Raw genomic sequence first — 25,292 nt, 5'->3', positions numbered from 1 at the left:
GCTTCTGTTTTTTTGAAGTTAGTATAGTATGAAAAACACAAAACGTTCTATTACGTTAAAAATAATTGCTGGTTACACACTTGCAATTGTACTTGCAGTAATTGCTTTTTGGGTGATCTACAGACAGTTTAGTAATTATTCTGAAATCACTAAAATAAAAAATGATAATAATGAAAAACTTTTCTTAGTTGGCGAAGCCATAACCGGTCTTTACGAGGCAGAAAGTTTAACAAGAAATATCATCCAAACTTCGGATACAGAGAAATTCAAAAACTATAAGACAAAAATTGACTCTATCATAAGCACAATAGATAGAGTTAGCACAATGTCTCTCGACACATTACAATCCATAAAAATTGACAGTATTAAGATCTTAATTGACAATAAAAACCAAAACTTTGAGAAACTTATTGCCATTTATGAGCAAAGTAAAGAAAAAGGGTTGCAGGAAAATGTAATGGATCAATTAAAGAAGAATGAGAATTTTGGAAATTATACCGATTATGATAAACGCTTTAGAAAATATAGTCCGCAAAAAAAAGAGGCTATTATCGCTTGGCTGGAATACACTAGAAAAGATAATGAAGAGCGCTTAACTAATCAAACTATTGACTCTATTGCCAGATCCATTTATCAAGCACTTTCTGATGCTGAGGAAAAAGAAAGAAGATATCAAAGACAGATCAAAGCCAGGGAAAATAAACTTTTAAAGAATGATCAAATTATTACCAGACAGCTCCGAGATTTAATGGCTGCTATAGAAGATAATGAGAGAAAGGAGTACGTTGCAAAATTAGAACGATCTAATAGTATTCTTGATAAAACTGCTCATTTCATTATTATCATTACTGCAATTAGTTTAATAATTGCCATTACGTTTCTCTTTTTAATCACCAAAGACGTATCAAAAAGCCAAAAATATAGAAACGAATTAGAAGCCGAAAAAATATACAAAGAGTCTCTATTAAAAACCAGAGAATCCTTGATAAATACGGTAACGCATGACCTGCGTTCTCCCTTGAATACCGTTATCGGATATTCCGATTTATTGGAAAAAACAGGCTTAACTAATAAACAAAAACATTATTTAGGTCATCTAAAAAAATCATCTGATTATATTCTCCATTTAGTAAACGATCTGCTTGATTTATCTAAACTCGAAGCAGGAAGAATGGTAATAGAGGAACTGCCATTTTCTCCTAAGAAATTAATCGAAAACACCATTACTAGTGTTATTCCTGTAAATGATAGTAAGAATTTAGAAATCTCAATAAATTCAGATAGAGAATTAAACAAACAATATCTAGGAGACCCTTTTAGAATCAAACAAGTACTTACTAACTTATTAAATAACGCGTACAAATTTACGGACCAAGGATCCATCACAATTGATAGTAAAATTACGCAAAACGGTCTTGCGGAAAAAGAGCTTATAATTTCTGTAATAGACACTGGTATTGGAATAACAAAGGAGCAACAGAAATTTATTTTCGAAGAGTTTTCGCAAGGAGATGATGATACTGAAAAAAAATATGGCGGTTTTGGTCTGGGATTAGCTATTACTAAAAAAATAATTAAACTTCTTAACGGAAAGATAAAATTAGAAAGTGAACCTGAAGAGGGCAGCAATTTTAGTTTTTGCATCCCTATTAAGCTTGCTAAGACACAAATTCCTGAGGAAGAAAATGAATCTTTAGAGATTCAGCACTTCGCGAACAAAAAAGCTCTCATTGTAGATGATGATCTTAGCCAATTAGATTTAACCAGCGAAGTTGCATCTCTGATCAGTTTATCATATGATCTCTGTGAAAATGGTTTGGATGCCTTAGAACTTTTAAAGAAAAACAACTATGATCTAATTCTTACAGATATTCAAATGCCCAAAATGGATGGTTTTGAACTACTAAAATCCATTAGAAATAATGCTTCCTATAAAGACTTACCGATTATTGCATTATCCGGTAGAACGGACACTTCTGTATCAGAGTATGAAGAAGCTGGCTTTTCTGGAAGTCTTCGTAAGCCTTATGCTCCGCAAGCTTTAATAGATTTAATAACTCGTATTTTAAAAATTGATGCAGTCGATCTTGACTATGAAAATCCAATGTCTGACAGGGAAAAAGAAACGAATTACTCTTTGAGCGATCTAATGCTTTTTGCTCAGGGAGATACAGAATCTCTTTATGCTATTTTAGAAACTTTTTGTAATAGTACTACGAATCATATAAAGGAGCTTAAATCTGCTATAAACAGTCATAATTTTGAACAAATTAAACGTTTAGCTCATAAAATGCTACCAATGTTTAAGCAAATAAAAGCAAAAGAAATCGTACCAATTTTAGATACGTTAGAACATCAGGATGACTATGAATTAGATAGTAAGGAAATTCTTGCTCTCACAGAGGAAGGAGTGAACAAAATAGAAGATTTAATTGATAAACTTAAAGTTAAAAACTAAAGACTGATATCATATTGCTTTAGTTTATTATAAAGCGTCTTTCTGTCTATATCGAGCATTCTTGCTGCCTTTGCTTTATTACCGTTTGCTTTTTCCAAAGCATCCAAAATCAATTCTTGTTCATTTTGACTCTTAAATAATCCGTAGGTTTGTTTGGCATTATGAGAAGCATATGCAACATCGTTTGGTAGTACATCCATGGTAATCATATCATTCTGAGAAAGCAATACAGACCTTTTTACAATATTTTTTAATTCTCTTAGGTTTCCAGGCCAATCGTATTTCTTAAATGTGTCTAATACCTCATCAGCAAAACCAACAACATGCTTATCTAGCTCTACATTAGATTCCTCTAGAAAATAATTTGCAAACAACATCAAATCTTCGATTCTATCTTTTAGTGGTGGTACTTTTATTGAAAATTCATTCAATCGGTGATATAGATCTTCTCTAAATTCTCCTTCTTTTACCGCATTACTAAGATCTTCATTTGTAGCCGCTATAACACGGATATCAACGTCTATTTCTTTATTGCTTCCTACGGGCTTAATCTTTCTTTCTTGTAATGCCCTAAGAAGTTGAACTTGTAATTCATAGCTAAGATTACCTATTTCATCTAAAAACAAGGTTCCCCCATTAGCTGCTTCAAAATGACCTACTTTATCATTTACCGCGCCGGTAAAAGATCCTTTGATATGCCCAAAAAATTCACTGGAGGCAATTTCTTTTGGAATCGCTCCGCAATCCACTGGAACGAAAGGTTTATCTGCTCTTTTACTGGCTTTATGAATACTGCTGGCTACATACTCTTTTCCTGTACCACTGTCTCCAATAACTAGTACAGACATACGAGTAGGAGCTACCAATGCAACATATTCATTCAATTTTTTAGAAGCATCACTGATTCCTTTTACAAAAGAATTGTTTGTACGAGCAATCTTCTCTTCTTTTTTAGGCGTTTTACTCTCACTAAATTCAGACTCTTTAGTGTCTACTTTTAATGCCTTTTCAATAATCTGAAGTATTTTATCGGGATTAAAGGGTTTAGAAACATAATCAAAAGCTCCTTGCTTGATAGCGTTAACAGCCATGTTTATTTCGGCATAACCAGTCATAATTACAACTTGAGTCTTTGGATTCTTAACTCTAATATCGTCTAACAAAGTAATACCATCCCTATCTGGTAATCTTACATCAGTGAGTACAATATCAAACGTATGCTCCTGAATCTGTAAAATTGCTTCATTACCAGAAAATGAAGTAGATACCTCATATCCTTTTTTTTGCAAAAAAGTTTTAAGCATCGTACAAAAAGCTACATCATCTTCAACTATCAGTAATTTGGACATATTGATATCATTTAATTTTAAATGTATGGTATAAAATTAAACATTAAAAACATTTAATTAATCTCTAACATAAAAGAAACATAAAAAATAAAAAAGAGACCCTTGGGATTGGGTCTCTTTTTAGCACTAAACAACTTTATATCGTCTTTTGGTTGCAAAACGATATCCTTTTCTACCCCTAGATTTAAGATTTGTCGTCTGGCTTTATCCATTCGCCATTAGCGCTAGCAAATACTACTTTAGTATAGTTCTCTTTATCTTTGAGAACTATCTTATATGAATTATCCTTGGAAATATATGCTTTGTAAATACGTAAGTTCTCAAAATCTCTTGCAGCAGCATCTTGAATTGTCATTGGTAATTCCACGATTTCAATTTCAGTATACTCCTGTAATTCATATTCATAATCCATAAACTCCCATCCATCATTCTCAGCCAAATCGTCTTGTGCTATCACTCCTTGTGCTGATATAATACTAACTACTATAGCGATGATCATTTGTAAATTTTTCATTTGATTATAATTGTAAACACTTGTCTTACGATTATAAGTAAAGGAATAATTGTTCCAAAAAATAAATAAACAAAAAATACATTAAATCAACTGATTTACAGTTACTTAAGTATTTTGTTTTGGATCGAGAATCTGTGGAAATCTGTGGATTCCACACAAAAGTGTAGAAATTATACACACTTTTATATGGGGAAATAATTACATTAGAGGTTTTTTACGATTGGATTTTTTAAATGCTTGTCTTTTTTTATTTTCCAAACGTTTTCTAACAGAAGACTTAGAGGGCCTGGAAGCCTTTCTTGGTTTAGGTATATATAAACTTGCTTTTATAATCTCCAAAAACCTACTAATTACAAGTTCCTTATTTCTGTGTTGACTTCTTGTATCTCCACATTGTAAAATTAATTCACCTGATTTAGTAATTCTTGATTTTAGCTTATTAATAATTCGCAACCTTTCTTCATCAGTAATCCCCTTAGAATCTATTAAATTAAAGCTAAGCTCTATCTTAGAAGAAACTTTATTAACATGCTGACCTCCCGCACCAGAACTTCTAATAGCTTTGAACTTCAATTCATTTATGATAACCGAAATATTCACGAAAAAAGTTTTACTTGATGTGCAGACTTTAATAGATCATTTACTGTTTTCACAGGGTTAAATGTAGTCAATGGTACTTCTACAAAAACACTAATCCAATTAGCCATTGCACCATTCCACAATCCTGGCAACTCTAATGCTTTTAACACTTGTCCATTTAGTGATTTCGTTGTTATAAAGCCTGCATCCGGATCAACAAAATCAAGTAAATTAAACTTACTCCCTTTATAATCACGGACACCACAAACCAGATCTACAGGGTTAAAATGCGTTGCACTTTTTAAAATATCCTGCTGTCTATTATCCTCTGAGTTTATTTGTGGTGTTTCAATAATCTGTAAAACCAATCTACCATTCTCTCTTTTTATCCAAAAAGGGCCTCCTCCAGGTTCTCCCTCATTAATTACCATACCACATACCCTTATAGGTCTGTTTAATGATTCTTTTAGAAATTGAAGTTTATATTTTTCCGAAAACTTATCAAAGTCCAATGGCAGTCTTACATTAAGTTGCTGTACCAAAAATTTCTTAATATCCTTAAGTTCGGCTTCTGATGGAATATTTTTATCAATAGCACTTAATATTCTAAAAACTTCATCTTGAATTTCAATTAATTTACCTGCCAGTACTTTTTTATACCCCGATACCTCATCCTGATATTTACGCACTACAACATTGTCAATGTTTTTAATATAAACGATATCTGCATCCAAATCGTTTAGATTTTCAATCAATGCTCCGTGTCCTCCTGGTCTGAATAATATCGAACCATCTTCCGTTCTAAACGGTTCATTATTTTTATCAACTGCTATAGTATCTGTTTCTGGTTTTTGAAAAGAATAGGTAATTATAAAATTAGTATCTGTTTTTTCTTCTACTTTTTTCTTAATCCTTTCGAATTCATCTTTAAATGCATCGAGATGCTCCTTAGAAATTGTAAAATGTAACTTAGAATCTCCAGTGACATTTTTGTTATATCCTGCGGCTTCAAACAAATGTTCTTCAAAAGAAGTGGATATACTATTTGTGTATTTATGAAAAGGCAATAATCCTTTTGGATATACCCCAAAATTTAACCCTTTTTCTTTTAGCATCATTTCTATAAAAATATAGAGCTGTCTTCCTTCTGATAAAGATTCAAAATTAGGATACGAAATCTTTATCCTTTGCATTACGATATCATAAAAAGGAAATTTTTCTAAGCCTATTAAAAAAAGTCGTATAGCATTTGCCTTTTCGTGATTGGTATACGAGTTTAAACTTTCTTTTTCATACTCATAATTATCTAAAAATTTAAATAACTCCTTAAACATTCGGGTAGCTGCACCGGAAGCCGGCACAAATTTGATCGTATCCAGGTTGGAAGATCTAGACTCATATAACTTAGTCAATTCGGTCTGGTAGTGATCAGAAAATTTTAAAATCCCATTATCAAGACTAGCAGCACTTCTTAATGCCACAAAAGGAATTTCATTTTTAAATGTCTCAATCTGTGCTAATACTTTTTCTACAGTTAAGCCTTTGGATGTAATTAGCTTAATATCTTTATCGGTAATATTCACGTTACTTCTCTATTAATTGATCAATAGTCTTTATTGCTTTTTTAAAACGAGATTCGGCATCTCCTTTTAATATAATATAATTACACTTATTTTCATCCAGAGATTCTTTAAAACGTAAAAACATTTCTTCTCTCTGATATGGTTTATCTCTTAGATCATCAGGAATCCAAGGTATGTCAATATAAGTTAAAAGATACAAATCGTAACTGTTTTTTAATGAAAATTTACGTATCATTTCGGGAACCGACCCATTATAATACGCTTCAGAATACACTTTGATTTCAAGAAGATTTGTATCGCAAAATAGTATTCCACCAGATTCTTTCATGATTTCATTTTCTAATTTCATTTGTCCCACAGCAATTGGAATCAAATCCTCATAAGTACATACTTTTTTATCAGTGTCCCATTTTTTCTGAAGATACTCTCGCATATATTCTGGTACCCATAAGGCATTGTAATGTTTAGCAAGTTGTTTAGATAGGGTGGTCTTACCCGTTGATTCAGGACCAAACAATACTATCTTTATACTGTTACTAGCGTTTTGTCTAAACTTTTCTTCCATGCTAAATACCCTTGAATTGCCATAATTGTGAAAATCAAATATTGAAAACTGGTAAACGTAAATCCTTTATAAAAATATAAGGGAATCGAAATAACATCCCCTATGATCCAAAAAATCCAATTTTCAATTTTTCTTTTAGCCATCAACCACATACCCACAAAAAAGATGGCTGTTGTCAATGTATCTACATATGCTGTCCAATCATTCCACTTATCAAATGTTTTATATACAATATAAACAAAAATTAATGTTGCAATAAAAATTATTATTTCTATGATTTTTTCCTTGGAACTTGTTCTAGAAATAGGAGTAGTATGCGTTTCGTCAATTTTTCTTGTCCAAATATACCAGCCATAAATACTCATTATAAAATAATAGGCATTTATCATCATATCACCTAATAAGGACCATTTTAAAAGTAAGTACACATAAATCGATGTACTTACCAAACCCGTAGGATATACCCATATTTTATTAAACCAAGCAAAGAAAACACTTGCTATTCCAAATAAAACTGCAGTAATTTCTAGAGAAATATCTAGTGTAGAATATTCTGTATATTGACCAAAGAGAAAATCAAAAATTTGGTTCATAGTCACTTCTATTGCTTTTTACCATTTTCATATATACTAACACGTGTTCCATATCGCCAAATGCCTTCTTAATTTCTTCCGTGAGAAAGGGCATCACCTTATCATACTCTCCATATATCTGAGTACTTAATGGATTTTCTAAGACGGCAAAATCAGAAGTTCGTAATCTTTTTATGAATCGAATAATGTGTTGCTCGAAATCATCTTGTAAAGGGGTAAGTGTTAATTCTATTGATATTTGCATATATATTTATTTCCAAGAATGTTTGTTATAAATCTATTCTTATTCATATGGAAGTGCATACACACAGGTAAAACCATCAAACTCAGTAAAAGTAATATCATAATGGCTAATACTATCCTTATGACTTATACTTCCGGCTGTAAATGGCATATTTAGATCAAATGGCATAATATGTATATTCTGCTCAAAACTCAATCCAGCAGTTCCATACAGTTTATACAACGATTCTTTGGCTCCCCAAATAACTGTTAATACACGTGTTTTTTCTTCTTCCTTATATTTACTTACAAATTCTTGTTCCGACTCCACAAATTTATGAGCAATCCGATGAATTTTTTCGCGCTGTTTCTCGATATCGATACCAACAAGTTTATCACTAACGATTATTCCTGCGTATTCATAAGAATGTGTTATCGAAATTTGTTTCCCATCTTTTAGGTGAGGTTTTCCAAAATCGTCATAATACAAATCATGATCTGTATACCCAAAAGTTGCTAATAAATGCCTAATACTCATAAAACCCCGCTTATGCATATCCGATTTCATGTTATCAACTCTGTTCTGACAATGATTCGTTAACTGAATCCCTTCAGATAGAACTTCAAAAGACTCTTCTATCTTCCAAATCAATATATTAGTACTTTGATCGACTGTTATAGTTTTGTAAAGAGGCATGTGAATTATTAAAGTTATTATGTACCTTTGCAAACTGAAAATCAGGAACCAGTAGCATGATTTTCAGTAGACGAATTTAGAATAATTTAGTGCGAAATACTAAAATTATTGCACTTCATAAACATAAAACAGATACTATGAGTACCAAAACAGTACCTTATGTTCCTTACAAGGTGAAAGACATTTCATTAGCTGCATGGGGAAGAAAAGAAATCGAACTAGCCGAAGCTGAAATGCCAGGTCTTATGTCACTTCGAGAAGAGTATAAAGATGAGCAACCTCTAAAAGGTTCTCGTATTGCAGGTTGTCTTCACATGACTATTCAAACTGCCGTGTTAATAGAAACATTACAGGCTCTTGGAGCAGAAGTAACCTGGAGTTCTTGTAACATATTTTCCACTCAAGATCAAGCAGCTGCTGCTATTGCAGATGCTGGTATACCAGTATATGCTTGGAAAGGTATGAACGAAGAAGAATTTGATTGGTGTATCGAACAAACGCTATTCTTTGGAGAAGATCGCAAACCATTAAACATGATTCTTGATGATGGTGGAGATTTAACCAATATGGTTTTAGATCGTTACCCGGAACTAGCTGATGGAATCAAAGGTTTATCAGAAGAAACTACTACAGGAGTTCACCGTTTATATGAGCGTGTGAAAAATGGAACCTTACCAATGCCTGCCATTAACGTTAATGATTCTGTTACCAAATCTAAATTTGACAATAAATACGGTTGTAAAGAAAGTGCTGTAGACGCTATTCGTCGTGCAACAGATATTATGTTAGCCGGAAAACGAGTAACTGTTTGTGGATACGGTGATGTTGGTAAAGGAACAGCTGCTTCTTTCAAAGGCGCAGGAAGTATCGTAACTGTAACTGAAATTGACCCTATTTGTGCTTTACAAGCTGCAATGGATGGTTTTGAAGTAAAGAAACTAGAAACTGTTATTGGAAATAGTGATATCGTAATTACTACGACTGGAAATAAAGATATCGTTCAAGGACATCATTTCGAAGCTTTAAAAGACAAAGCTATTGTATGTAATATTGGGCATTTTGATAACGAAATCGATATGGCATGGTTAAACAAAAATCATGGACATACTAAAGATACTATCAAACCTCAAGTTGATAAATATAATGTAAACGGAAATGATGTTATCATCCTTGCTGAAGGTCGTTTAGTGAACTTAGGTTGTGCAACAGGTCACCCAAGTTTTGTAATGAGTAACTCATTTACCAACCAAACGTTAGCACAAATTGAGCTTTGGAAAAACAGTGAAAAATATGATAATGAAGTGTATATGCTACCAAAACATTTAGATGAAAAAGTAGCAAAACTACACTTGGCTAAAATAGGAGTTGAACTTACGGAATTACGTAACGATCAAGCTGAATATATTGGTGTAACTGTAGATGGGCCATTTAAACCTGAGCATTACAGATACTAAATTAAGAACTACAGGGCGCTCTAGATTTTTAGATTGCTTCGCGCTCTTATAACATAGACAAAACCCTTACTAGTTTCTAGTAAGGGTTTTTATTTATTTCCGCTTCCTGAAAATATAACTCATCCATACCGGATCATTTTCTTCAGAAACTACCGATTGGCGATCCACAAACTCCCAATTAGCAGCATTCATATAATTTAGCAAATCAGAAGTTCCTTCTAAATCCTCCAGCTGCTTGATTGTTATCTGCTTTCCTTCTAATGATTTTTGTTCCTGAACTTTTATTCTTTTTACTCTTCCGCTGTTATTAGCTTTCTGTATCACAATAACCTCTATATAATCATATTTAGGTATATCCTGAGAGGTTACAGCTGTTGTCATCAATAAAAAAATTAAACAGCATGAAATTTTTATAATTTTACTCATGAAAAAAATATTTTTATTTGTTTAATTTAAACAAAAAACCCTTTCCAAGCTAACTTGAAAAGGGTTAATCTATATTACAAAGGAAAATATCCTTATGCTTCAAAAGGAACTATAGAAACATAAGATTTATTATCTCTTTTCTTAGTAAATTTCACCATACCATCCACTTTAGCGTGCAGTGTATGATCTTTACCAGCGTAAACATTCTCACCTGGTTTGTGTGCTGTACCTCTTTGTCTTACAATGATGTTACCAGCGATGGCAGCTTGTCCACCAAAAATCTTAACACCTAAGCGTTTCGATTCTGATTCTCTACCATTCTTAGAACTACCAACTCCTTTTTTATGAGCCATTTTCTTAAGGTTTTATATCGTTAATAATAACGAGATTATTTTACAATCCCGCCGTCTAATTTATCTTGCCATTCTTTTAACTCATCCCACTTACCTTCAGCAGCCATTTCAGCTTGCTTTGGCCAAGTATCAGGAACGTGATTTCCACGAACATCTTTAATAAACTCAGCAATTTGTTTCGGATCAGCTTTTGCAAGATCAGCAAAAGTAACGATACCGTTAGCTTTTAGAGTTTCAGCGATTTTCGGTCCAATACCTTCAATCTTTTTAAGATCATCCGCTTTAGCTGATTTTTTAGGAGCAGCTTTCTTTGGAGCTTCTTCCTTTTTAGGGGCAGCAGCTTTAGCTTCTACTTTCTTTTCAGCTTTTGGTGCAGCTTTCTTAGTTTCCTTTTTAGGAGCAGCTTTTTTAGCTCCAGAAGCAACTATACTTTCGATTATGATTTCAGTTAGAGACTGACGGTGACCGTTTTTAACACGGTATCCTTTACGTCTCTTTTTCTTGAAAACAATAACTTTATCACCTTTTAGGTGTCTTGTGATTTTTGCTCCTACTTGAGCTCCATCTATAGCCGGGGCGCCTAAAGTAACTTTATCTCCATCTGCAGTAAGAAGAACCTTGTCAAAAGAAACTTTATCTCCTTCTTCTCCTGCTAAACGATGAACAAAAACTTTTTGGTCTTTTGCAACTTTAAATTGCTGCCCTGCTATCTCTACAATTGCGTACATAGCGTAACGTTTAATTAATTTTTATATCTAAAGAACTATCGCTTATCAAATAAGCGGTTGCAAATATACTGCTAATTAATTAACTGACAAACATTTTACGCCTTTAAGGGACTCGAATTATGTTTTTTCTTAATATTCCAACTGTCTTTAAATAACTGCATAAAAGAAAGAGTTAGTACGAATGTAGTTGCAAAACCCATAATAGCTGCTACAAAAACCACAAGACCAACACCTACGTGATAGTGAGAACTCCAGTTGGCAAGCATTTCTGGCAAGAAATTAGTATTAATATTAGTTACATAAATAGCAAAGAAAATGGTGAAAATAAGTGTTGAATTAAACCCTGTAAATAATCCCGCCATAAAACCCTTTTGAAATTCAAAAGCACTTCCTTTTTCAAGCTTATAATCTTTCAGAGCTTTATATAATCCAAATGCTACTATAATTCCATTACCCAGACTAAAAACAGGATTAGTTTGCATTCCAATTAATGATAAAATTAAAAAATAAGCAATCAGTCCAATTGCAATCATAACGCCATATTTAACAGGGATTGTAGACTTTTTCATAATTTTTCTTTTTTGGATTTAACAGAAATTTATGGATTATTAGCGGTTTTCAGGCTTAAAAAATTGTTAATTTATTATAAATAAAGCACTTAGCTCTCCGTAATTTTCCGAAAAAATCACAACAAAATTATCATTACTAAAAAGTAAACAAAAATATAGCAGAAGAAGATTTTCAATAAAATCTAGTCTAAAACATAGTGCAATAAAGATTCATTCATCTAAGAGTGGGTCTCTATTTTTTTGCGGTTTGCAATATAAACTCCTAAAATTATAATTCCAGCTGCAATTACTTGATAAAAGGAAAACTCTTCTCCATCCAACAATCCCCACATTAAAGCTACTATCGGGATTGTATAGGTAACTGAAGTAGCAAAAACAGGGCTGCTAATCTGCACCAATTTATTGAACAACACCTTAGCAATTCCAGTTCCTACTACTGCAAGAATTGATATATAGATCAAACTTGTATGCATAGTGGAATTTGTAATTACTTTCTCATCAAAGAAATTAGAGTAATACAACACAATAAGCGAAGGAATCACTAATACAATAAAATTACCATTTGCAATTGCCATGGGTGATATTTGCTGCATGTAACGCTTTATAATATTTACATTCATTGCGTAGCAAACAGATGCACAAAGCACTAACGAGGCATACCAATAATTCTGATTAGGATGTATTGAAGCACCTTCCAATATTAACGCTAAACATCCAATTAACCCAACAACAACTCCTATTAGCTGGTTTCTACTAAAACGAATAGAGAAGATTAAGACCCCTAGAATCAAGGTAACCAGTGGCGTAGTAGAATTTAGAACTGAGGCTATACCGCTATCAATTTCAGTTTCTGCAAATGCAAATAAAAATGCTGGGATAAATGTGCCTAAAAAACCAGAAATAATAATCCATTTCCATTCTTCTTTCTTAATGGTTTTAATGCTTCTAAAACCAATCAGAAATAAAAAAACAGCTGCAAATAATGTTCTTAAGGCTCCTAATTGCATTGGTGTTAGACCTATCAATGATTTTTTAATTAGGATAAATGAACTACCCCACACCAGTGATAATACAACCAAGTATATCCATTTTAGTTTTGCGTTTTGCATGTACCGTTTTATAAGCTGCAAAAATCACTAAAATTATGAAAGTAATGATGTAGAATGTATAAAAATTAACTAACGTTTAGCTTTATTCTTTCCACTGAACCGTCTCCATCAAATGAATTATATCATTTCGTAAGTATTTTGCTGCTGGAAGGATGGAATCATAGTTTGGTTTCACCTTAAAATAAACAGAACCGGACACAAAATGATTGACACTATCTGTAACGTAAAACTGGCAAGAAGAAGCAGCATTTCCTGTTACTTCGTATATCCTACCATATACTTTTTTCTCTGGATAAACAAAGTCTTTTGGCTGTATAGCATCAGCTTTTATAAAATGTTCTTGTGTAAGATTTTGTGCATCTCTCAATAAAGAATCCAGATTATTATTCACATCGTAATAAGAAAGATAGACAGTAGCGTTTAGTTTTGGATACTTTATATTATACCAACATTTCTTGTTGTTTTTTGCTCTTTCGAACTTCGAAATATTGTTTTTTTCAAAATTATAAGAGCAATCCAGCGAAGCCTGTTCATATTTTGGAGCTGGATAAGCCAGTCGTAGCATCCCTTTAGGTTTAGGCAACGTCTCTCCTCCACAAGAACACAAAGTACCTATAAGAATTCCTACTATAAATTTACTCAGTCTACTCTTCATTTATCGTTAATTTTATCCTTTTAATTCTTTTATTGTCCAAGGATTCTATTTTAAAAGTATAGGACTCAACTGTAATTACATCTCCTCTTTTTGGAAAGCTACCGGATATCTCTAACAATAATCCAGCAATAGTTTCTGCATCTCCTTTTTTATTCTCAAAAACAGAATGATCTTCTAATTTAACTACTTTATAAAAATCCTTTAGCGATGTTCTTCCTTCAAAAACGAAATTATTATCATCTAATTTAGAGAATATCAAATCCTCATCATCAAATTCATCACTAATATCCCCTACAATTTCTTCAATAATATCTTCTAATGAAATTAACCCACTTGTTCCACCATACTCATCTACTACTATAGCTAGGTGATTTTTTTTATCTTTAAAATCATTTAATAAATCATCTAATTTCTTGTTCTCCGGAACAAAATAAGGTGCTCTTACAAGATCTACCCATTTATAATCTTTGTGATTGATATAAGGTAATAAATCTTTGACATAAAGAATTCCAGTCACTTTATCAATACTATCTTTATATACCGGAATACGGGAATATCCATTTTCAATAATTTCTGGGATAACCTTAGCATATTCCATGTCTTGATTTAAAGCAAAAATATCAATCCTCGGCTTCATAACCTGTTTGGTGTCCGTATTCCCAAAAGATACGATGCCTTCTAGGATTTTTTTCTCTTCTGAGGTTGTATCCGTATCCGAAGTTAGCTCTAGTGCTTGGGATAATTGATCCACACTGATATTCGACTTCTGCTTGCCTAACCTACTATGAATTAATACTGTTACACTTCTCATTGGCAAACTAATAGGAGTAATAATCCAATCCAGTACTCTTAATGGTCGTGCCATAAAATTGGCAAACTTCACGTTGTTTCTACTCGCATATATTTTTGGTAATATTTCTCCAAATAGCAAAATGAGAAATGCAACTAAACCTACTTCGACAACAAATCTAACACTTAACCATTCTAAACCTGGAACAACTATATCATCAAGACCTTTAAAATAAATCTCACCAAGCGTATCAAAAAGCAACACTATTGCAATATTAATAAAGTTATTTGCCACCAATATTGTAGCTAACAATTTTTTGGGCCTGCTAAGTAATTTTGAAATTATCTTTTGACTAACAGTAGGATCCTCACTTTCTAGCTTTAGATCTGATGGAGTAAGCGAAAACAATGAAACCTCACTACCTGATATGAGGGCAGAACAAATCAATAGTAATATAAGGACAAGCAAATTAATTGCCTGCATAGAATCAAAAGCAAATAATAAAATAAACAACGGTTCGGGATCAGGGTCCAAATTATATCTGTTTAGTTAAACATGTTAAAACGGAAGATCATCTTCTTCCATTTCTGTGGGTGAAGATGAAACCGATTGTGAACTATCAACCGAAGGCTTATGTATGTCCGGTTGTTTTTCTGCAATTATTTCAGAGTGTTGACCTTCAGTTTTTGGAGTTAAAAATGTAAAATCAGTACACTGTATTTCTGTACTATATCTATCTTTTCCTTGATCATCTTGCCACTTTCTGGTTTTAAGACGACCTTCTATATATACTTTATCTCCTTTTTTAAGGTATTTTTCGCAGATTTCTGCCGCTTTATTTCGCACTACAATATTATGCCATTCTGTAGAAGTCACTCTATCTCCTGTAGTTTTATTCACATAAGAATCATTAGTTGCTAGCGGAAATCTACCAATACAGTTTCCTCCTTCAAAATAATGCATCTTTACTTCATCACCCGTATGGCCAATAAGCATTACTTTATTCAACGTTCCAGACATACTCTATATTATTTATAGTAAATGTAATAAAAAAGCATCATACCTAAAAAAAGCTATCTATAAAATTACCTAATAATATAGGAACCGGATATTCGCGAATTTTCTCTATTTCCACTAGATCCAATTCACCATTCATTTCAGGTTTTTCATCCATTTTTACAATGTAAAAACGAGTATATAAATGCTGATGAGATAGCTTATGAATTTTAAACTCATCCTTATAAAGTGTAATATCATAAGATTTAGCATTCATTAAATTTTTAAAAATATCGTGATCCTTTATATAAGTAAGATCTACATCATTATCACTTTCTATTAAAGGGAATTCGTATAAGTTTTGCCAAATCCCTTTACCTATTCTTTGTCTTATAATTGTTTGTTGGTTTTTTATAGAAAATATCAAATAATTAAAATATCGCTTCTTGACTTTTAATTTTTTAAGCTTTACTGGCAAGGAAGCAACAGTTCCTTTTTTTAAAGACTCACAACTGTCGTTAAATGGGCAGACAATACAATATGGACTCTGAGGTTTACATTGTAACGCTCCAAACTCCATAATTGCTTGATTATAAGTCGCCGGTTGCTCAGGATCTATAAACTCAAAAGCAATTTTTTTAAACTCTTTAATACCTTGTGTACTATTAATAGGAGTATCTATATTAAAATATCTAGCCAAAACACGATACACATTACCATCTACTACAGGAACCGCTTCATTGTAACAAATAGAAGCGATAGCACTAGCCGTATAATCACCAACTCCTTTTAGCTTTAATAGATCCTTATAAGTAGAAGGAAAAACACCATTAAGATCATTAGCTACATATTTTGCAGTAGTGTGCAAGTTTCTTGCTCTAGAATAATAACCTAAGCCTTGCCATAATTTTAGGACTTGTTCTTCTTCTGCGTTTGCTAGATCAAAAACAGTCGGATATTGGTCCGTAAAAGACAAATAATATGGTAATCCTTGCGCAACTCTGGTCTGCTGAAGTATAATTTCGCTTAACCAAATGCGGTATGGATCGGTAGTTTCTCTCCAAGGCATCGATCTTTTGTTTTCTAAGTACCACGAAATGAGTTTTTTAGAGAAAATCATAATGAAATTGTAAGTTTTGTAAAATTAAACCTTTAAAAGATGATAATTTCATCTTAAGTATTGATATTTTGGAATTTAAATTGCTATATTTGCCCCCTTGAAAATTTAAAAACCCCTAAATAGGTAATATAATGACTAAAGCAGATATTGTAGCAAAAATTTCAGAAAAACTAGGAATTGAAAAAGGAGATGTTCAGGCAACTGTTGAAACCTTTATGGAAGAAGTAAAAAGTTCTTTAGAGAGCGGAGATAATGTATACCTAAGAGGTTTTGGTAGCTTTATCATCAAGACAAGAGCTGAAAAAACTGGTCGTAACATTTCTAAAAACACTACAATCAAAATACCTGCACATAATATTCCTGCTTTTAAGCCGGCGAAAGTATTTGTGGAAGGTGTAAAAACTAACGTAGAAGTTAAGTAAAAAAATTAATAATCAATAAACAGACGCAACTATGCCAAGTGGTAAGAAACGTAAAAGACACAAGGTAGCTACGCACAAGCGTAAAAAGAGAAGAAGAGCTAATCGCCACAAGAAAAAGTAGTTTTCTAACTACTTTTTCTATTTAAGAATGTTCTTTGAAATCGAAATAGAGTATCTTATATCTCTACCTTTATAAGACTTTGTTTCAACGGAATTATTAAAATTCCTGTGAATAAAATTTGTTTAATCCATCTGTCTCGAACATATCGAGGTGGATAAAAATCTAATCAGAGTGAACAAAGAATTGATCATTAGATCTGGTTCCTCTACTGATTTTGCCTTATTAAAAGATGGAAAACTAATTGAATTACATAAGGAAGAAGACGACAGTAATTTTGCAGTAGGTGATATTTTTATTGCCAAAATCCGTAAAGCTGTCCCTGGTCTTAATGCCGCATTTGTTAATGTAGGCTATGAGAAAGATGCATTTTTGCATTATCATGATCTAGGTCCTCAAGTATCTTCTTTACTTAAATTCATTAAACGTGTAAGCACAGGTAAATTAAGAGATTATTCTCTAAAGGATTTTCCTTTTGAGAACGATATTGATAAACACGGAGTTATTACAGATGTGTTAAAATCAAATCAATCGCTATTGGTACAAATAGTAAAAGAACCTATTTCTACAAAAGGTCCTCGAATTAGCTCAGAGCTATCGATTGCTGGTAGATATATTGTTTTAGTACCTTTTTCTAACCGAGTTTCTATTTCACAAAAAATAGAATCATCAGAAGAAAAAGAACGTCTGAAAAGACTGGTAAAAAGTATTAAACCAAAAGGCTTCGGAATTATTGTACGTACAGTAGCAGAAGGCAAAAAAGTAGCAGAACTAGATAGAGATTTACAAAATCTAGTGGAACGCTGGGAGTCAATGTGTAAAAAATTATACAAAGCACCCCATCCATCAAAAATTTTAGGTGAAATGAATAGAGCATCCTCCATATTACGAGATGTCTTTAATGATACTTTCACTTCTATTGTTGTAGACGAACAAGATCTCTGCAACCAAATCAAAGATTATCTGCAAGAAATTGCACCAAAAAAAGAATCAATCGTAAAGTTACACACGTCTAACGTTCCTGTTTTTGAAAAACACGGTATCGAACGACAAATCAAAACAAGTTTTGGTAAAACAGTCTCCATGAGTAAAGGAGCCTATCTTGTAATCGAACACACTGAAGCAATGCACGTCATTGATGTAAATAGTGGAAACCGATCTAACAAAGCCAAAAATCAAGAAGACACTGCTCTAGAGGTCAACCTAATCAGTGCAACCGAAGTAGCCCGCCAACTACGTCTTAGAGATATGGGAGGTATTATTGTAGTCGATTTTATAGACATGAATAATGCTGATAACCGCAGAACGCTCTTCAATCACTTACGTGAAGAGATGAAAGACGACAGGGCGAAGCACAAAATTTTACCGCCAAGTAAGTTTGGCTTGATTCAGATAACGCGACAGCGTGTACGACCAGAAATGAATATTAAAACCCGTGAGGAAAATCCTAACGGAGGAAATGGCGAAATTGAGGCGCCAATAGGTTTAATAGACAAAATAAAGGTCGATTTAGAAAAACTAATTAAAAAAGAACATAAAAAGTTAACGCTTAGTGCGCACCCTTTTATTGCAGCTTTTTTAACTAAAGGATTTCCATCCGCCCGATCTAAATGGTTTATAGACCATAAAAGATGGGTAAAAGTAATACCTAGAGACGCTTACACGTATTTAGAATATCATTTCCACGATAAAGACGGAGAAGTGATAAAATAAACTAAGCCCAACTTACATATGTAGGTTGGGCTTTTTTTTGTTTAACATTGTCCCATCCTGAAATAAGTTGACATAAAATCGACTTATTTAACGTGAGTTCGGGATAAGATTAATTAATTCCATTCTTCTCTAAAAATTCGAATGTAGTTTTCGTTATTAAGTCCATATCTTCTTTATTGAAATCTCCATGTTTTTTGCCTTCTAAAGTCAAAAGATAATTAGGCACTTCTAATTCTTTTAGTTTTTTATGTAGTAATTCTCCCTGACTGTATGGAACAGTCTGATCATTAGTACCGTGAATTGTTATAATCGGTGGTGCATTTTTTGTTACATATGTTATTGGGGATAATTCCTTACATGTTGCCTCAAAATTCTCTATATCCTCCACTAAATCATTTACAAAATCTTTATTATTCCAAGTATCTAAACATCCTTTTACATCTGTAATTCCATACCAATTTACCACACCTGCAATCTTAATATTAGATGTATTCGCTAAGCCAAGCATTAAAGATAAGTGCCCACCTGCAGAATCACCTGCTATGACAATTTTATTAACATCAAAATAATATGTATCTGCATTTTCGACTATCCAATCCAATGCTTGATTTACATCGCTAATACAATCAGCAATTGAGTTTTTACCTGTAGCAAAACGATAATTCACATTGACTACTTGCCAACCTTTTTCAATGTATGGCATAATTTCAAAGATCGAAGTACTTTTATTTCCTGATACCCATGCGCCACCATGAATAAAAAGTAAAGTAGGTCTTTTTTCAGTGTGATGACGAATATACTCTTTAGGTCCTCCCACCTTTTCTGATGCCAAATACAAATCTAATTGCAAAGCAGTACTATCATCCGCTACTCCATATGTAATATCAACTTTCGGTGTATTGATAGCATATAGTTTGGAACTTAGCAAAAACTCTTTTTCTATTCGTATTTGATCATTAGTTTGTTCGTTAGAAGTATGACAAGAGGTTACTAACAATACAATAATCCCTAAAAAAAAATATGATCTCATTTCAGTATGTTTCTGGTGGTTAATTATCCAGTAATATTATGGTTTTACTTGCAAAGCTTCAAATGTTTAGATCAAATTCTAAAATTTTGAAGAATCTAAAAGTAATACATAAAAATAGTCTTTTCGAATGGGAAAGCATTAGGCATAGCTATGAATGATAATCCAAATAGATTTTTTGATGACGATGAAAATTATTGATTTTTAAATGGTTGGGGATAAATAGATGTATTTACAAGACTAAAATAATAATATGTTATTGTTGATTTTTGTCACAAGGATTTCCTGTGTAGGCAAAGTACAAGTAAAACTGTTAAATATATGTTCTAAAATAGACTATATTTATACAACCATTAGAATAGTGAATGGAATTGGTTTATTATTTTAGCTAAGCAAGAACGGATTAGAGAAATAAATGATTTATTAAGAAAAAAGATAGTGAATAATTTAAAAGATTTTTATGATTATTTAAATCAGTCACTATCAAGTAATATTCAATATAGAGATTTATCAAATTTATGTTTAACATTATTTTGTAATGTTAGTGTTTTACCTGAAACATTTCAATCACTAAAACTTGATAAGGAGAGTTTAGCTAATATTTTCTCTAAAATCGCAAAAGAAAAAATGATTCCTTCTTACCCATCTACTGCTTCACTTTATGGAGCTTCGTTTCATAATACTTATGATAAAGGGCATTGGTTAGAAGTTATGGCTAGTATTTTAAAAATGGGAAATGAACCTGACACAAAAGAAGCTGAAAAATTACTAGTTTCCAGTTCTCCAGCTGGAACGAACGAGATTAAGTAACCTCAGCTCTACGAAGAATGATGCTCTACGAATAATTTGTGACTTCGTAGCGGTAATGAGTAAGAAATAAAAATGCTAAGAACCAGTTCCATTGATTTGTAGCTGGTTTTTGTTTGTTAATAATTCAATACCGAAACACTATCCTGGCTGATACTCTGGATGCCCCCACTCGTCCTAGTATGCGCTACCGCAAGTTTGCAACTTGTGGTGTCAAAGATGTCTCGTCCTAAAAAAAGTTTACATATTTTACATTAATCCTAAAATAGATTTACAACTTAATCTTAGTCCTATTATTGATTTACAATGATAGGACTTTTTACATAATAATTCTTCCATAGTTTTTCGGTTTTTATGTTGTTTTGATATACTTGATTCGGAGTTAAATTTCCAATACTCATATGTGGTCTTTCTTGATTGTATAGATTGATCACTGTTTTTAATAAGTTTCTAGCTTCCTCTATATTTTCTACTGTATAATCATTTAGGTATTCTTCTTTAATAATTCCATTAATACGTTCTGCTATCGCATTTTCTAGTGGATCTCCATTTTCAGTCATACTAATTTGAATATTATTAGCTTTTAATAGTTTCACATAGTCATGGCTACAATACTGAGTCCCTCTATCAGAATGATGTATTAACCTTCTACTCCCACAGTCTTGTGGTAAATCTCTTATAGCCATTTGCAAAGCCTTGATTGTTTCTGAAGTTTGTAAACTATCTGCTAAATAATACCCTATAATTTTTCTAGAATAAACATCTGTTATAAAACGTATATAGACAAAACCGATCTCAATTTTCCAATAAGTGATATCACCTACCCATAACTGATTTACTCCTTCTGGTATAAACCCTTTAATAAGGTTTGAGTATTTTTTGAACCTATGGAAAAAATTTGTGGTTACTGTTTGTTTCTTTTTTCGTCTTACTAATAAACAGTTTGCCGATAAAATATCAAATAATCGGTCTCTACCCATTTTTATTTGATGTTCCATAAGAAATGGTTGTAAAAGCTCATAGAGTTTTCTACCTCCCATATGACGATGATGTTTTCGTATCCGATGTACTTCAGAGACAATTAAATCTTCTTCAAAAGAAAGTTGTTCTCGATACCAAAAATATTGATAATATGCTTGACGAGTAACACCAAGTAATCGGCAGAACCTGCCTAAACTAACCTTTGGATAAAGGTTTTTCATCTCTTGGATTACTTGGTATTGGACTTTTTTACAATTTTAATTTTAAATTCATGCTCAGCCACTTCAATCATTTTACGATAAGCCTCGGCCAATAATCGAGCTTCCTGAAGTTCCTTCTTTAATTGTGATAAAGATGCTTCTTTATTATTTGGTGATGATTTTGATTGATCCGCCATTGTAGGTAAAGGTACAATACTTGGCTTAGAATAATCATATCCAAATTCCTTTAACCAATACGTAATCCGTGAATGTCCTATATGATATTTATCCTCAATCTCTCGTCTGGTAGCAGTCCCAGTCAAAAACTCATTACATACAAAGCGTTTAAATTCTTCACTATATTTTGATTGCCATTTTGATGAAGATGTTTTTGAATATCGTTCCATAAATTTACATTTTTGTGTAAACCTATTTCAGGACAAGACAAGATTGGCGGGAATGAGTAAATAAATGACAAAAACCAGTTACAGAAATGTAGCTGGTTTTTTTATGCAATAGATTTAAGTTTTACATTTTTGATAAGTGCATCAAGAGTGTATAAGATATGTTCTTTATCATTATCATCCATTTGTTGTACTTGGATAACACGTTTAAGGACACAAATAAAGAATATATTCTTTCTCGAGAACTTTACAATTATTAAAATTAGTGAATAACTTCTTCATCTAGACAGAAAACATAGAATCTCACATATCTATTCTAAATAATTGTTCAAAAAAAAAAGCATTTTTTTATGAGAGTCTCAACTAATGAGACTGTAGCGTTGTATTCTTGTATTGTAAATGAAGTAACACTTATAAGTTACTCTATTTCAATACAAAAAAACATATTCAAATATTTAAAACCTAATATCATGAAAATATCAAATTTGTTTAGAGAACTATCGATTAACGAACTTACAATGTTCAGAGGAGGAAACCTATTCCCATCTGAAGATAACACCGAAGGATTACCAATTGTTCCTTTTGGAGACCCTAGCGATCGGGATGATTACTTCCCGCAAAACCCGCAACCTTAAAACTAAATGCGTTGTTATAGCCATATATCGTATCAAAATATTACAAAAATTCATGGCTCAACTTCCAGAGTTTTCAGATCTAACAATCATTTTATCAATAATCTTTAATTATATACTCATGAAAAATTTAGCAGCATTATCAAATCAAGAAATTACAACTATTAACGGAGGAAATCATAGCTCTAACGTTTGGGACAATGGATCAGGTGGCGGATGCACCGACATACCAGGATTTCCAGGTCCTATAATCATTTTAGGCCCTACCACTGGACCTACATTTCCTGATCCAGATGTATTCTCAATGTAATCAATTTATCAATAACACTAATTTCGCACATTATGAAAAATCTAATAGCATTAAAAACTCAAGAAATTAAAAACATCAATGGTGGCAATCATAATCCAAGTGTAATGGATGATGGTAATGGTGGAGGTTGCACTGGAGGACCTATTATCGTTATTGGCCCAACAACCGGCCCAACATTTCCTGATCCTGACATTATTTTTGGATTTTAAATAATCTTACTTTGCCTTTAACCCAAAAATTCCTTCTGTACTAATCTATGGAAGGAATTTTTAGATACCAATACGTCTATTTTTAACCCAACTATTTAGTACTGACATGGAAAAAAACTATCAAAAACTGTTATATACGGTTATGAAGAACTTCGAAGGAATGTCTAAAATTGACAGCTTTGATCTTATTCATAAAATGGAGATTTTATTATACTATGCTAATAGCCCTCTTAACATCGACGAGGTAAAGAATATAATGAGCTCAGAAGTCCAGACTGAAGAAATTGATCCTTTTTATTTTAACATACTTCCCAATGGAAATTTCTGCGAATTTATCGGAAGTAATGGAGTTCTTCATATCTACAAAGAAGTGAATAGGTTTTTACCAGATTGGTCCATTTTTAATACCTATCACTATAAATCAAAATATTTACCGTTGGAACTTAAAAAACTCACTCGAAGAAACCTGCTTCAAAGCTTCGAAGGAAAACCATATCAGGAAAAAATCAAGGTTTTTTTAAAAATGAATAAGGTTACTAAAAAAGACACGATCACAAATAAAATGCTATTATTAAACATATAATACCTGATTATGTATTTTTGTGGCGATGTATCAAAAAACACCACAATCCATAACCGTTACAGAGGCCTTAAAAAAAATGGAGCATTATTGTGCTTATCAAGAACGCTGTCATAAAGATATCAAGGATAAGTTAAGCTCTATGAAACTAATTCCGGAGGCAAAAGAAAAGATCATCTTACATCTTCTGGAACATAATTTTCTTAATGAAGAACGCTTTGCTAAAAGTTTTGCCAGAGGAAAATTCAGAATTAAGAAATGGGGCAAGCAAAGAATCGTTAGAGAATTAAAATTTAGACAAATCTCTGCCTACTGTATTAAAATGGCTTTAAAAGAAATTCCTGAAAACGAATATTTAGAAACTTTTCATGAGCTCGCAGAAAAGAAATTCGCTACTATTTCTGAAACAAATGCCTTTAAGAAAAGAAAAAAACTAATTGATTACCTCCTCTATAGAGGATGGGAAAACCAATTAGTTTTTGAGAAGGTTAATGAACTTCAAAATAATTAATAAAACAGTAAATCTTTTACTAGTACTGAAAATTAATTGTTGAAGTTTTATTTAAAATAAAAATTATACGTTTATAAATCACAATTACATTTTGTTTGCCCTTCTGTAGGTCTATCTCCTATTGTAGTGGCACCAATCACAGTTATTGTACCACAATTATCATTGAGTTTTGTCAAACAATATATAACAAATGAGCTATCCTGCAATGTTAAATCGTCTCCTCCTCTAACTAAACTCTTATTAGATAACTTAGCAATAGTCAACTTATCTAATTGTAATCTCCCGTTTAATTTTCTTTTTTTCATTCTACTCTAACGTTTATTTTTTATTAAATATAATTACAAGTATTGTCTTTCAAAATATCTCGTGATTTATAATACCCCACAGTTACAATTAGTAAGCTTTTCTGTAGGTCTATTTCCAACTGTAGCACTTCCAATGCCAGTTACTGAAGTACAAGTTATAACAGAGGCACAAGTAGCAGTTGGCTCATTAGGATTTTGATGATCGCTATATTGGTCTGTACTACCTCCTTTTATTATTGACGTGTCGGATAATTTGGCAATAGTTAATTTATCAAGACTTAATTTCCTTTTAACCTGTTTTCCTTTCATATAT

Annotated in this window: 32 protein-coding genes; 10 read left to right on the top strand and 22 right to left on the bottom strand. The window is 32.3% G+C overall.

Translation table 11 applies throughout. The features are described 5' to 3' along the window. The first annotated feature begins 28 nt into the window (after nucleotides 1-28). Nucleotides 29-2,458 (top strand): hybrid sensor histidine kinase/response regulator, encoded by a 2,430-nt coding sequence (locus tag D1818_RS16045; protein ID WP_118459994.1) that lies wholly within the window; start codon nucleotides 29-31, stop codon nucleotides 2,456-2,458. Here the strand turns inward: D1818_RS16045 and D1818_RS16040 are convergent. From D1818_RS16040 to D1818_RS16005, 8 genes are all read right to left on the bottom strand, one after another. Then, nucleotides 2,455-3,807, bottom strand: a complete 1,353-nt coding sequence (locus tag D1818_RS16040; RefSeq protein ID WP_118459993.1) for a sigma-54 dependent transcriptional regulator — start codon at nucleotides 3,805-3,807, stop codon at nucleotides 2,455-2,457. The two genes, D1818_RS16045 and D1818_RS16040, sit on opposite strands and share 4 nt — an antisense overlap. 184 nt (nucleotides 3,808-3,991) lie before the next feature. After that, complete coding sequence (locus D1818_RS16035; protein WP_118459992.1) at nucleotides 3,992-4,321, bottom strand: hypothetical protein; 330 nt, start codon at nucleotides 4,319-4,321, stop codon at nucleotides 3,992-3,994. A 198-nt stretch (nucleotides 4,322-4,519) separates the two neighbouring features. After that, entirely contained in the window at nucleotides 4,520-4,921 is a 402-nt protein-coding gene (gene arfB / locus D1818_RS16030) for an alternative ribosome rescue aminoacyl-tRNA hydrolase ArfB (protein ID WP_118459991.1), read from the bottom strand. After that, nucleotides 4,918-6,483, bottom strand: coding sequence for a DUF4301 family protein (locus tag D1818_RS16025; RefSeq protein WP_118459990.1), 1,566 nt, complete (start codon nucleotides 6,481-6,483; stop codon nucleotides 4,918-4,920). The genes arfB and D1818_RS16025 overlap by 4 nt, the downstream gene beginning before the upstream one ends. A 1-nt stretch (nucleotide 6,484) precedes the next feature. Next, nucleotides 6,485-7,048 (bottom strand): AAA family ATPase, encoded by a 564-nt coding sequence (locus D1818_RS16020; protein WP_118459989.1) that lies wholly within the window; start codon nucleotides 7,046-7,048, stop codon nucleotides 6,485-6,487. Continuing rightward, nucleotides 7,009-7,641, bottom strand: a complete 633-nt coding sequence (pnuC, locus tag D1818_RS16015) for a nicotinamide riboside transporter PnuC (RefSeq protein WP_118459988.1) — start codon at nucleotides 7,639-7,641, stop codon at nucleotides 7,009-7,011. The genes D1818_RS16020 and pnuC overlap by 40 nt, the downstream gene beginning before the upstream one ends. Next, entirely contained in the window at nucleotides 7,625-7,885 is a 261-nt protein-coding gene (locus tag D1818_RS16010; protein ID WP_118459987.1) for a hypothetical protein, read from the bottom strand. The genes pnuC and D1818_RS16010 overlap by 17 nt, the downstream gene beginning before the upstream one ends. Before the next feature lie 39 nt (nucleotides 7,886-7,924). Next, nucleotides 7,925-8,560, bottom strand: coding sequence for a 4'-phosphopantetheinyl transferase superfamily protein (locus tag D1818_RS16005; protein WP_118459986.1), 636 nt, complete (start codon nucleotides 8,558-8,560; stop codon nucleotides 7,925-7,927). A 137-nt stretch (nucleotides 8,561-8,697) separates the two neighbouring features. Between D1818_RS16005 and ahcY the strand changes: the two genes are divergently transcribed. Continuing rightward, on the top strand, nucleotides 8,698-10,014 hold the full coding sequence (gene ahcY / locus D1818_RS16000) for an adenosylhomocysteinase (protein ID WP_118459985.1): 1,317 nt from the start codon (nucleotides 8,698-8,700) through the stop codon (nucleotides 10,012-10,014). Between the two features lie 93 nt (nucleotides 10,015-10,107). On the opposite strand, the gene D1818_RS15995 is transcribed toward ahcY, so the two are convergent. From D1818_RS15995 to mutY, 9 genes are all read right to left on the bottom strand, one after another. Then, the gene (locus tag D1818_RS15995; protein WP_147406099.1) at nucleotides 10,108-10,440 is read right to left on the bottom strand and encodes a hypothetical protein; all 333 of its coding nucleotides are present in this window, start codon (nucleotides 10,438-10,440) and stop codon (nucleotides 10,108-10,110) included. A 92-nt stretch (nucleotides 10,441-10,532) separates the two neighbouring features. Beyond that, a complete protein-coding gene (rpmA, locus tag D1818_RS15990) occupies nucleotides 10,533-10,793 on the bottom strand; it encodes a 50S ribosomal protein L27 (protein ID WP_118459983.1) in 261 nt (86 codons plus the stop codon). Nucleotides 10,794-10,828: 35 nt separating this feature from the next. After that, nucleotides 10,829-11,521: a 50S ribosomal protein L21 gene (rplU, locus tag D1818_RS15985; protein WP_118459982.1), complete on the bottom strand. Its 693-nt coding sequence runs from the start codon at nucleotides 11,519-11,521 to the stop codon at nucleotides 10,829-10,831. 95 nt (nucleotides 11,522-11,616) lie between these two features. Continuing rightward, a complete protein-coding gene (locus tag D1818_RS15980; protein WP_118459981.1) occupies nucleotides 11,617-12,090 on the bottom strand; it encodes a DUF4199 domain-containing protein in 474 nt (157 codons plus the stop codon). A gap of 218 nt (nucleotides 12,091-12,308) precedes the next feature. Next, complete coding sequence (locus D1818_RS15975; RefSeq protein ID WP_118459980.1) at nucleotides 12,309-13,199, bottom strand: DMT family transporter; 891 nt, start codon at nucleotides 13,197-13,199, stop codon at nucleotides 12,309-12,311. Between the two features lie 82 nt (nucleotides 13,200-13,281). Further along, nucleotides 13,282-13,854 (bottom strand): gliding motility lipoprotein GldD, encoded by a 573-nt coding sequence (gene gldD, locus D1818_RS15970; protein ID WP_118459979.1) that lies wholly within the window; start codon nucleotides 13,852-13,854, stop codon nucleotides 13,282-13,284. After that, nucleotides 13,844-15,178 carry a gliding motility-associated protein GldE gene (locus D1818_RS15965; RefSeq protein WP_118459978.1) on the bottom strand — a complete coding sequence of 445 codons (1,335 nt, stop codon included), beginning with the start codon at nucleotides 15,176-15,178 and terminating at the stop codon, nucleotides 13,844-13,846. The genes gldD and D1818_RS15965 overlap by 11 nt, the downstream gene beginning before the upstream one ends. 24 nt (nucleotides 15,179-15,202) lie before the next feature. Then, on the bottom strand, nucleotides 15,203-15,664 hold the full coding sequence (locus tag D1818_RS15960) for a single-stranded DNA-binding protein (RefSeq protein ID WP_118459977.1): 462 nt from the start codon (nucleotides 15,662-15,664) through the stop codon (nucleotides 15,203-15,205). Between the two features lie 43 nt (nucleotides 15,665-15,707). Continuing rightward, on the bottom strand, nucleotides 15,708-16,760 hold the full coding sequence (mutY, locus tag D1818_RS15955; RefSeq protein WP_118459976.1) for an A/G-specific adenine glycosylase: 1,053 nt from the start codon (nucleotides 16,758-16,760) through the stop codon (nucleotides 15,708-15,710). Nucleotides 16,761-16,891: 131 nt separating this feature from the next. Here mutY and D1818_RS15950 point away from each other — a divergent pair, with 131 nt between their 5' ends. Both D1818_RS15950 and D1818_RS15945 read left to right on the top strand, forming a co-directional pair. Further along, entirely contained in the window at nucleotides 16,892-17,182 is a 291-nt protein-coding gene (locus D1818_RS15950) for an HU family DNA-binding protein (protein ID WP_024768281.1), read from the top strand. Nucleotides 17,183-17,474: 292 nt separating this feature from the next. Then, nucleotides 17,475-19,013 carry an Rne/Rng family ribonuclease gene (locus D1818_RS15945; protein WP_118459975.1) on the top strand — a complete coding sequence of 513 codons (1,539 nt, stop codon included), beginning with the start codon at nucleotides 17,475-17,477 and terminating at the stop codon, nucleotides 19,011-19,013. Nucleotides 19,014-19,122: 109 nt separating this feature from the next. Here the strand turns inward: D1818_RS15945 and D1818_RS15940 are convergent, their stop codons facing one another. Continuing rightward, a complete protein-coding gene (locus tag D1818_RS15940) occupies nucleotides 19,123-20,043 on the bottom strand; it encodes an alpha/beta hydrolase (RefSeq protein WP_118459974.1) in 921 nt (306 codons plus the stop codon). A gap of 435 nt (nucleotides 20,044-20,478) precedes the next feature. Here D1818_RS15940 and D1818_RS15935 point away from each other — a divergent pair, with 435 nt between their 5' ends. Further along, nucleotides 20,479-20,850 carry a hypothetical protein gene (locus D1818_RS15935; RefSeq protein WP_118459973.1) on the top strand — a complete coding sequence of 124 codons (372 nt, stop codon included), beginning with the start codon at nucleotides 20,479-20,481 and terminating at the stop codon, nucleotides 20,848-20,850. A 290-nt stretch (nucleotides 20,851-21,140) separates the two neighbouring features. Here D1818_RS15935 and D1818_RS15930 read toward each other — a convergent pair whose 3' ends face one another. Both D1818_RS15930 and D1818_RS15925 read right to left on the bottom strand, forming a co-directional pair. After that, nucleotides 21,141-22,049 carry an IS3 family transposase gene (locus tag D1818_RS15930; RefSeq protein WP_118459972.1) on the bottom strand — a complete coding sequence of 303 codons (909 nt, stop codon included), beginning with the start codon at nucleotides 22,047-22,049 and terminating at the stop codon, nucleotides 21,141-21,143. A gap of 8 nt (nucleotides 22,050-22,057) precedes the next feature. Continuing rightward, entirely contained in the window at nucleotides 22,058-22,435 is a 378-nt protein-coding gene (locus D1818_RS15925) for a hypothetical protein (RefSeq protein WP_118459971.1), read from the bottom strand. 467 nt (nucleotides 22,436-22,902) lie between these two features. Here D1818_RS15925 and D1818_RS25405 point away from each other — a divergent pair, with 467 nt between their 5' ends. From D1818_RS25405 to D1818_RS15905, 5 genes are all read left to right on the top strand, one after another. Continuing rightward, the gene (locus tag D1818_RS25405) at nucleotides 22,903-23,067 is read left to right on the top strand and encodes a hypothetical protein (RefSeq protein ID WP_158596903.1); all 165 of its coding nucleotides are present in this window, start codon (nucleotides 22,903-22,905) and stop codon (nucleotides 23,065-23,067) included. Between the two features lie 118 nt (nucleotides 23,068-23,185). Further along, a complete protein-coding gene (locus D1818_RS15915; RefSeq protein ID WP_120752386.1) occupies nucleotides 23,186-23,374 on the top strand; it encodes a hypothetical protein in 189 nt (62 codons plus the stop codon). 32 nt (nucleotides 23,375-23,406) lie between these two features. Continuing rightward, a complete protein-coding gene (locus D1818_RS25400) occupies nucleotides 23,407-23,583 on the top strand; it encodes a hypothetical protein (RefSeq protein ID WP_158596904.1) in 177 nt (58 codons plus the stop codon). 142 nt (nucleotides 23,584-23,725) lie between these two features. Then, nucleotides 23,726-24,166 carry a hypothetical protein gene (locus tag D1818_RS15910; RefSeq protein WP_118459968.1) on the top strand — a complete coding sequence of 147 codons (441 nt, stop codon included), beginning with the start codon at nucleotides 23,726-23,728 and terminating at the stop codon, nucleotides 24,164-24,166. Nucleotides 24,167-24,242: 76 nt separating this feature from the next. Further along, a complete protein-coding gene (locus D1818_RS15905) occupies nucleotides 24,243-24,674 on the top strand; it encodes a regulatory protein RecX (RefSeq protein WP_233558505.1) in 432 nt (143 codons plus the stop codon). A gap of 71 nt (nucleotides 24,675-24,745) precedes the next feature. On the opposite strand, the gene D1818_RS15900 is transcribed toward D1818_RS15905, so the two are convergent. Both D1818_RS15900 and D1818_RS15895 read right to left on the bottom strand, forming a co-directional pair. Beyond that, a complete protein-coding gene (locus D1818_RS15900) occupies nucleotides 24,746-24,979 on the bottom strand; it encodes a class I lanthipeptide (protein WP_118459966.1) in 234 nt (77 codons plus the stop codon). 66 nt (nucleotides 24,980-25,045) lie between these two features. Continuing rightward, entirely contained in the window at nucleotides 25,046-25,288 is a 243-nt protein-coding gene (locus D1818_RS15895) for a class I lanthipeptide (protein ID WP_118459965.1), read from the bottom strand. Between the last annotated feature and the right edge of the window lie 4 nt (nucleotides 25,289-25,292).

The sequence above is a fragment of the Aquimarina sp. BL5 genome, assembly GCF_003443675.1.
Classification (GTDB): Bacteria; Bacteroidota; Bacteroidia; order Flavobacteriales; family Flavobacteriaceae; genus Aquimarina.
This window is presented reverse-complemented; position numbering and strand designations above follow the sequence as displayed.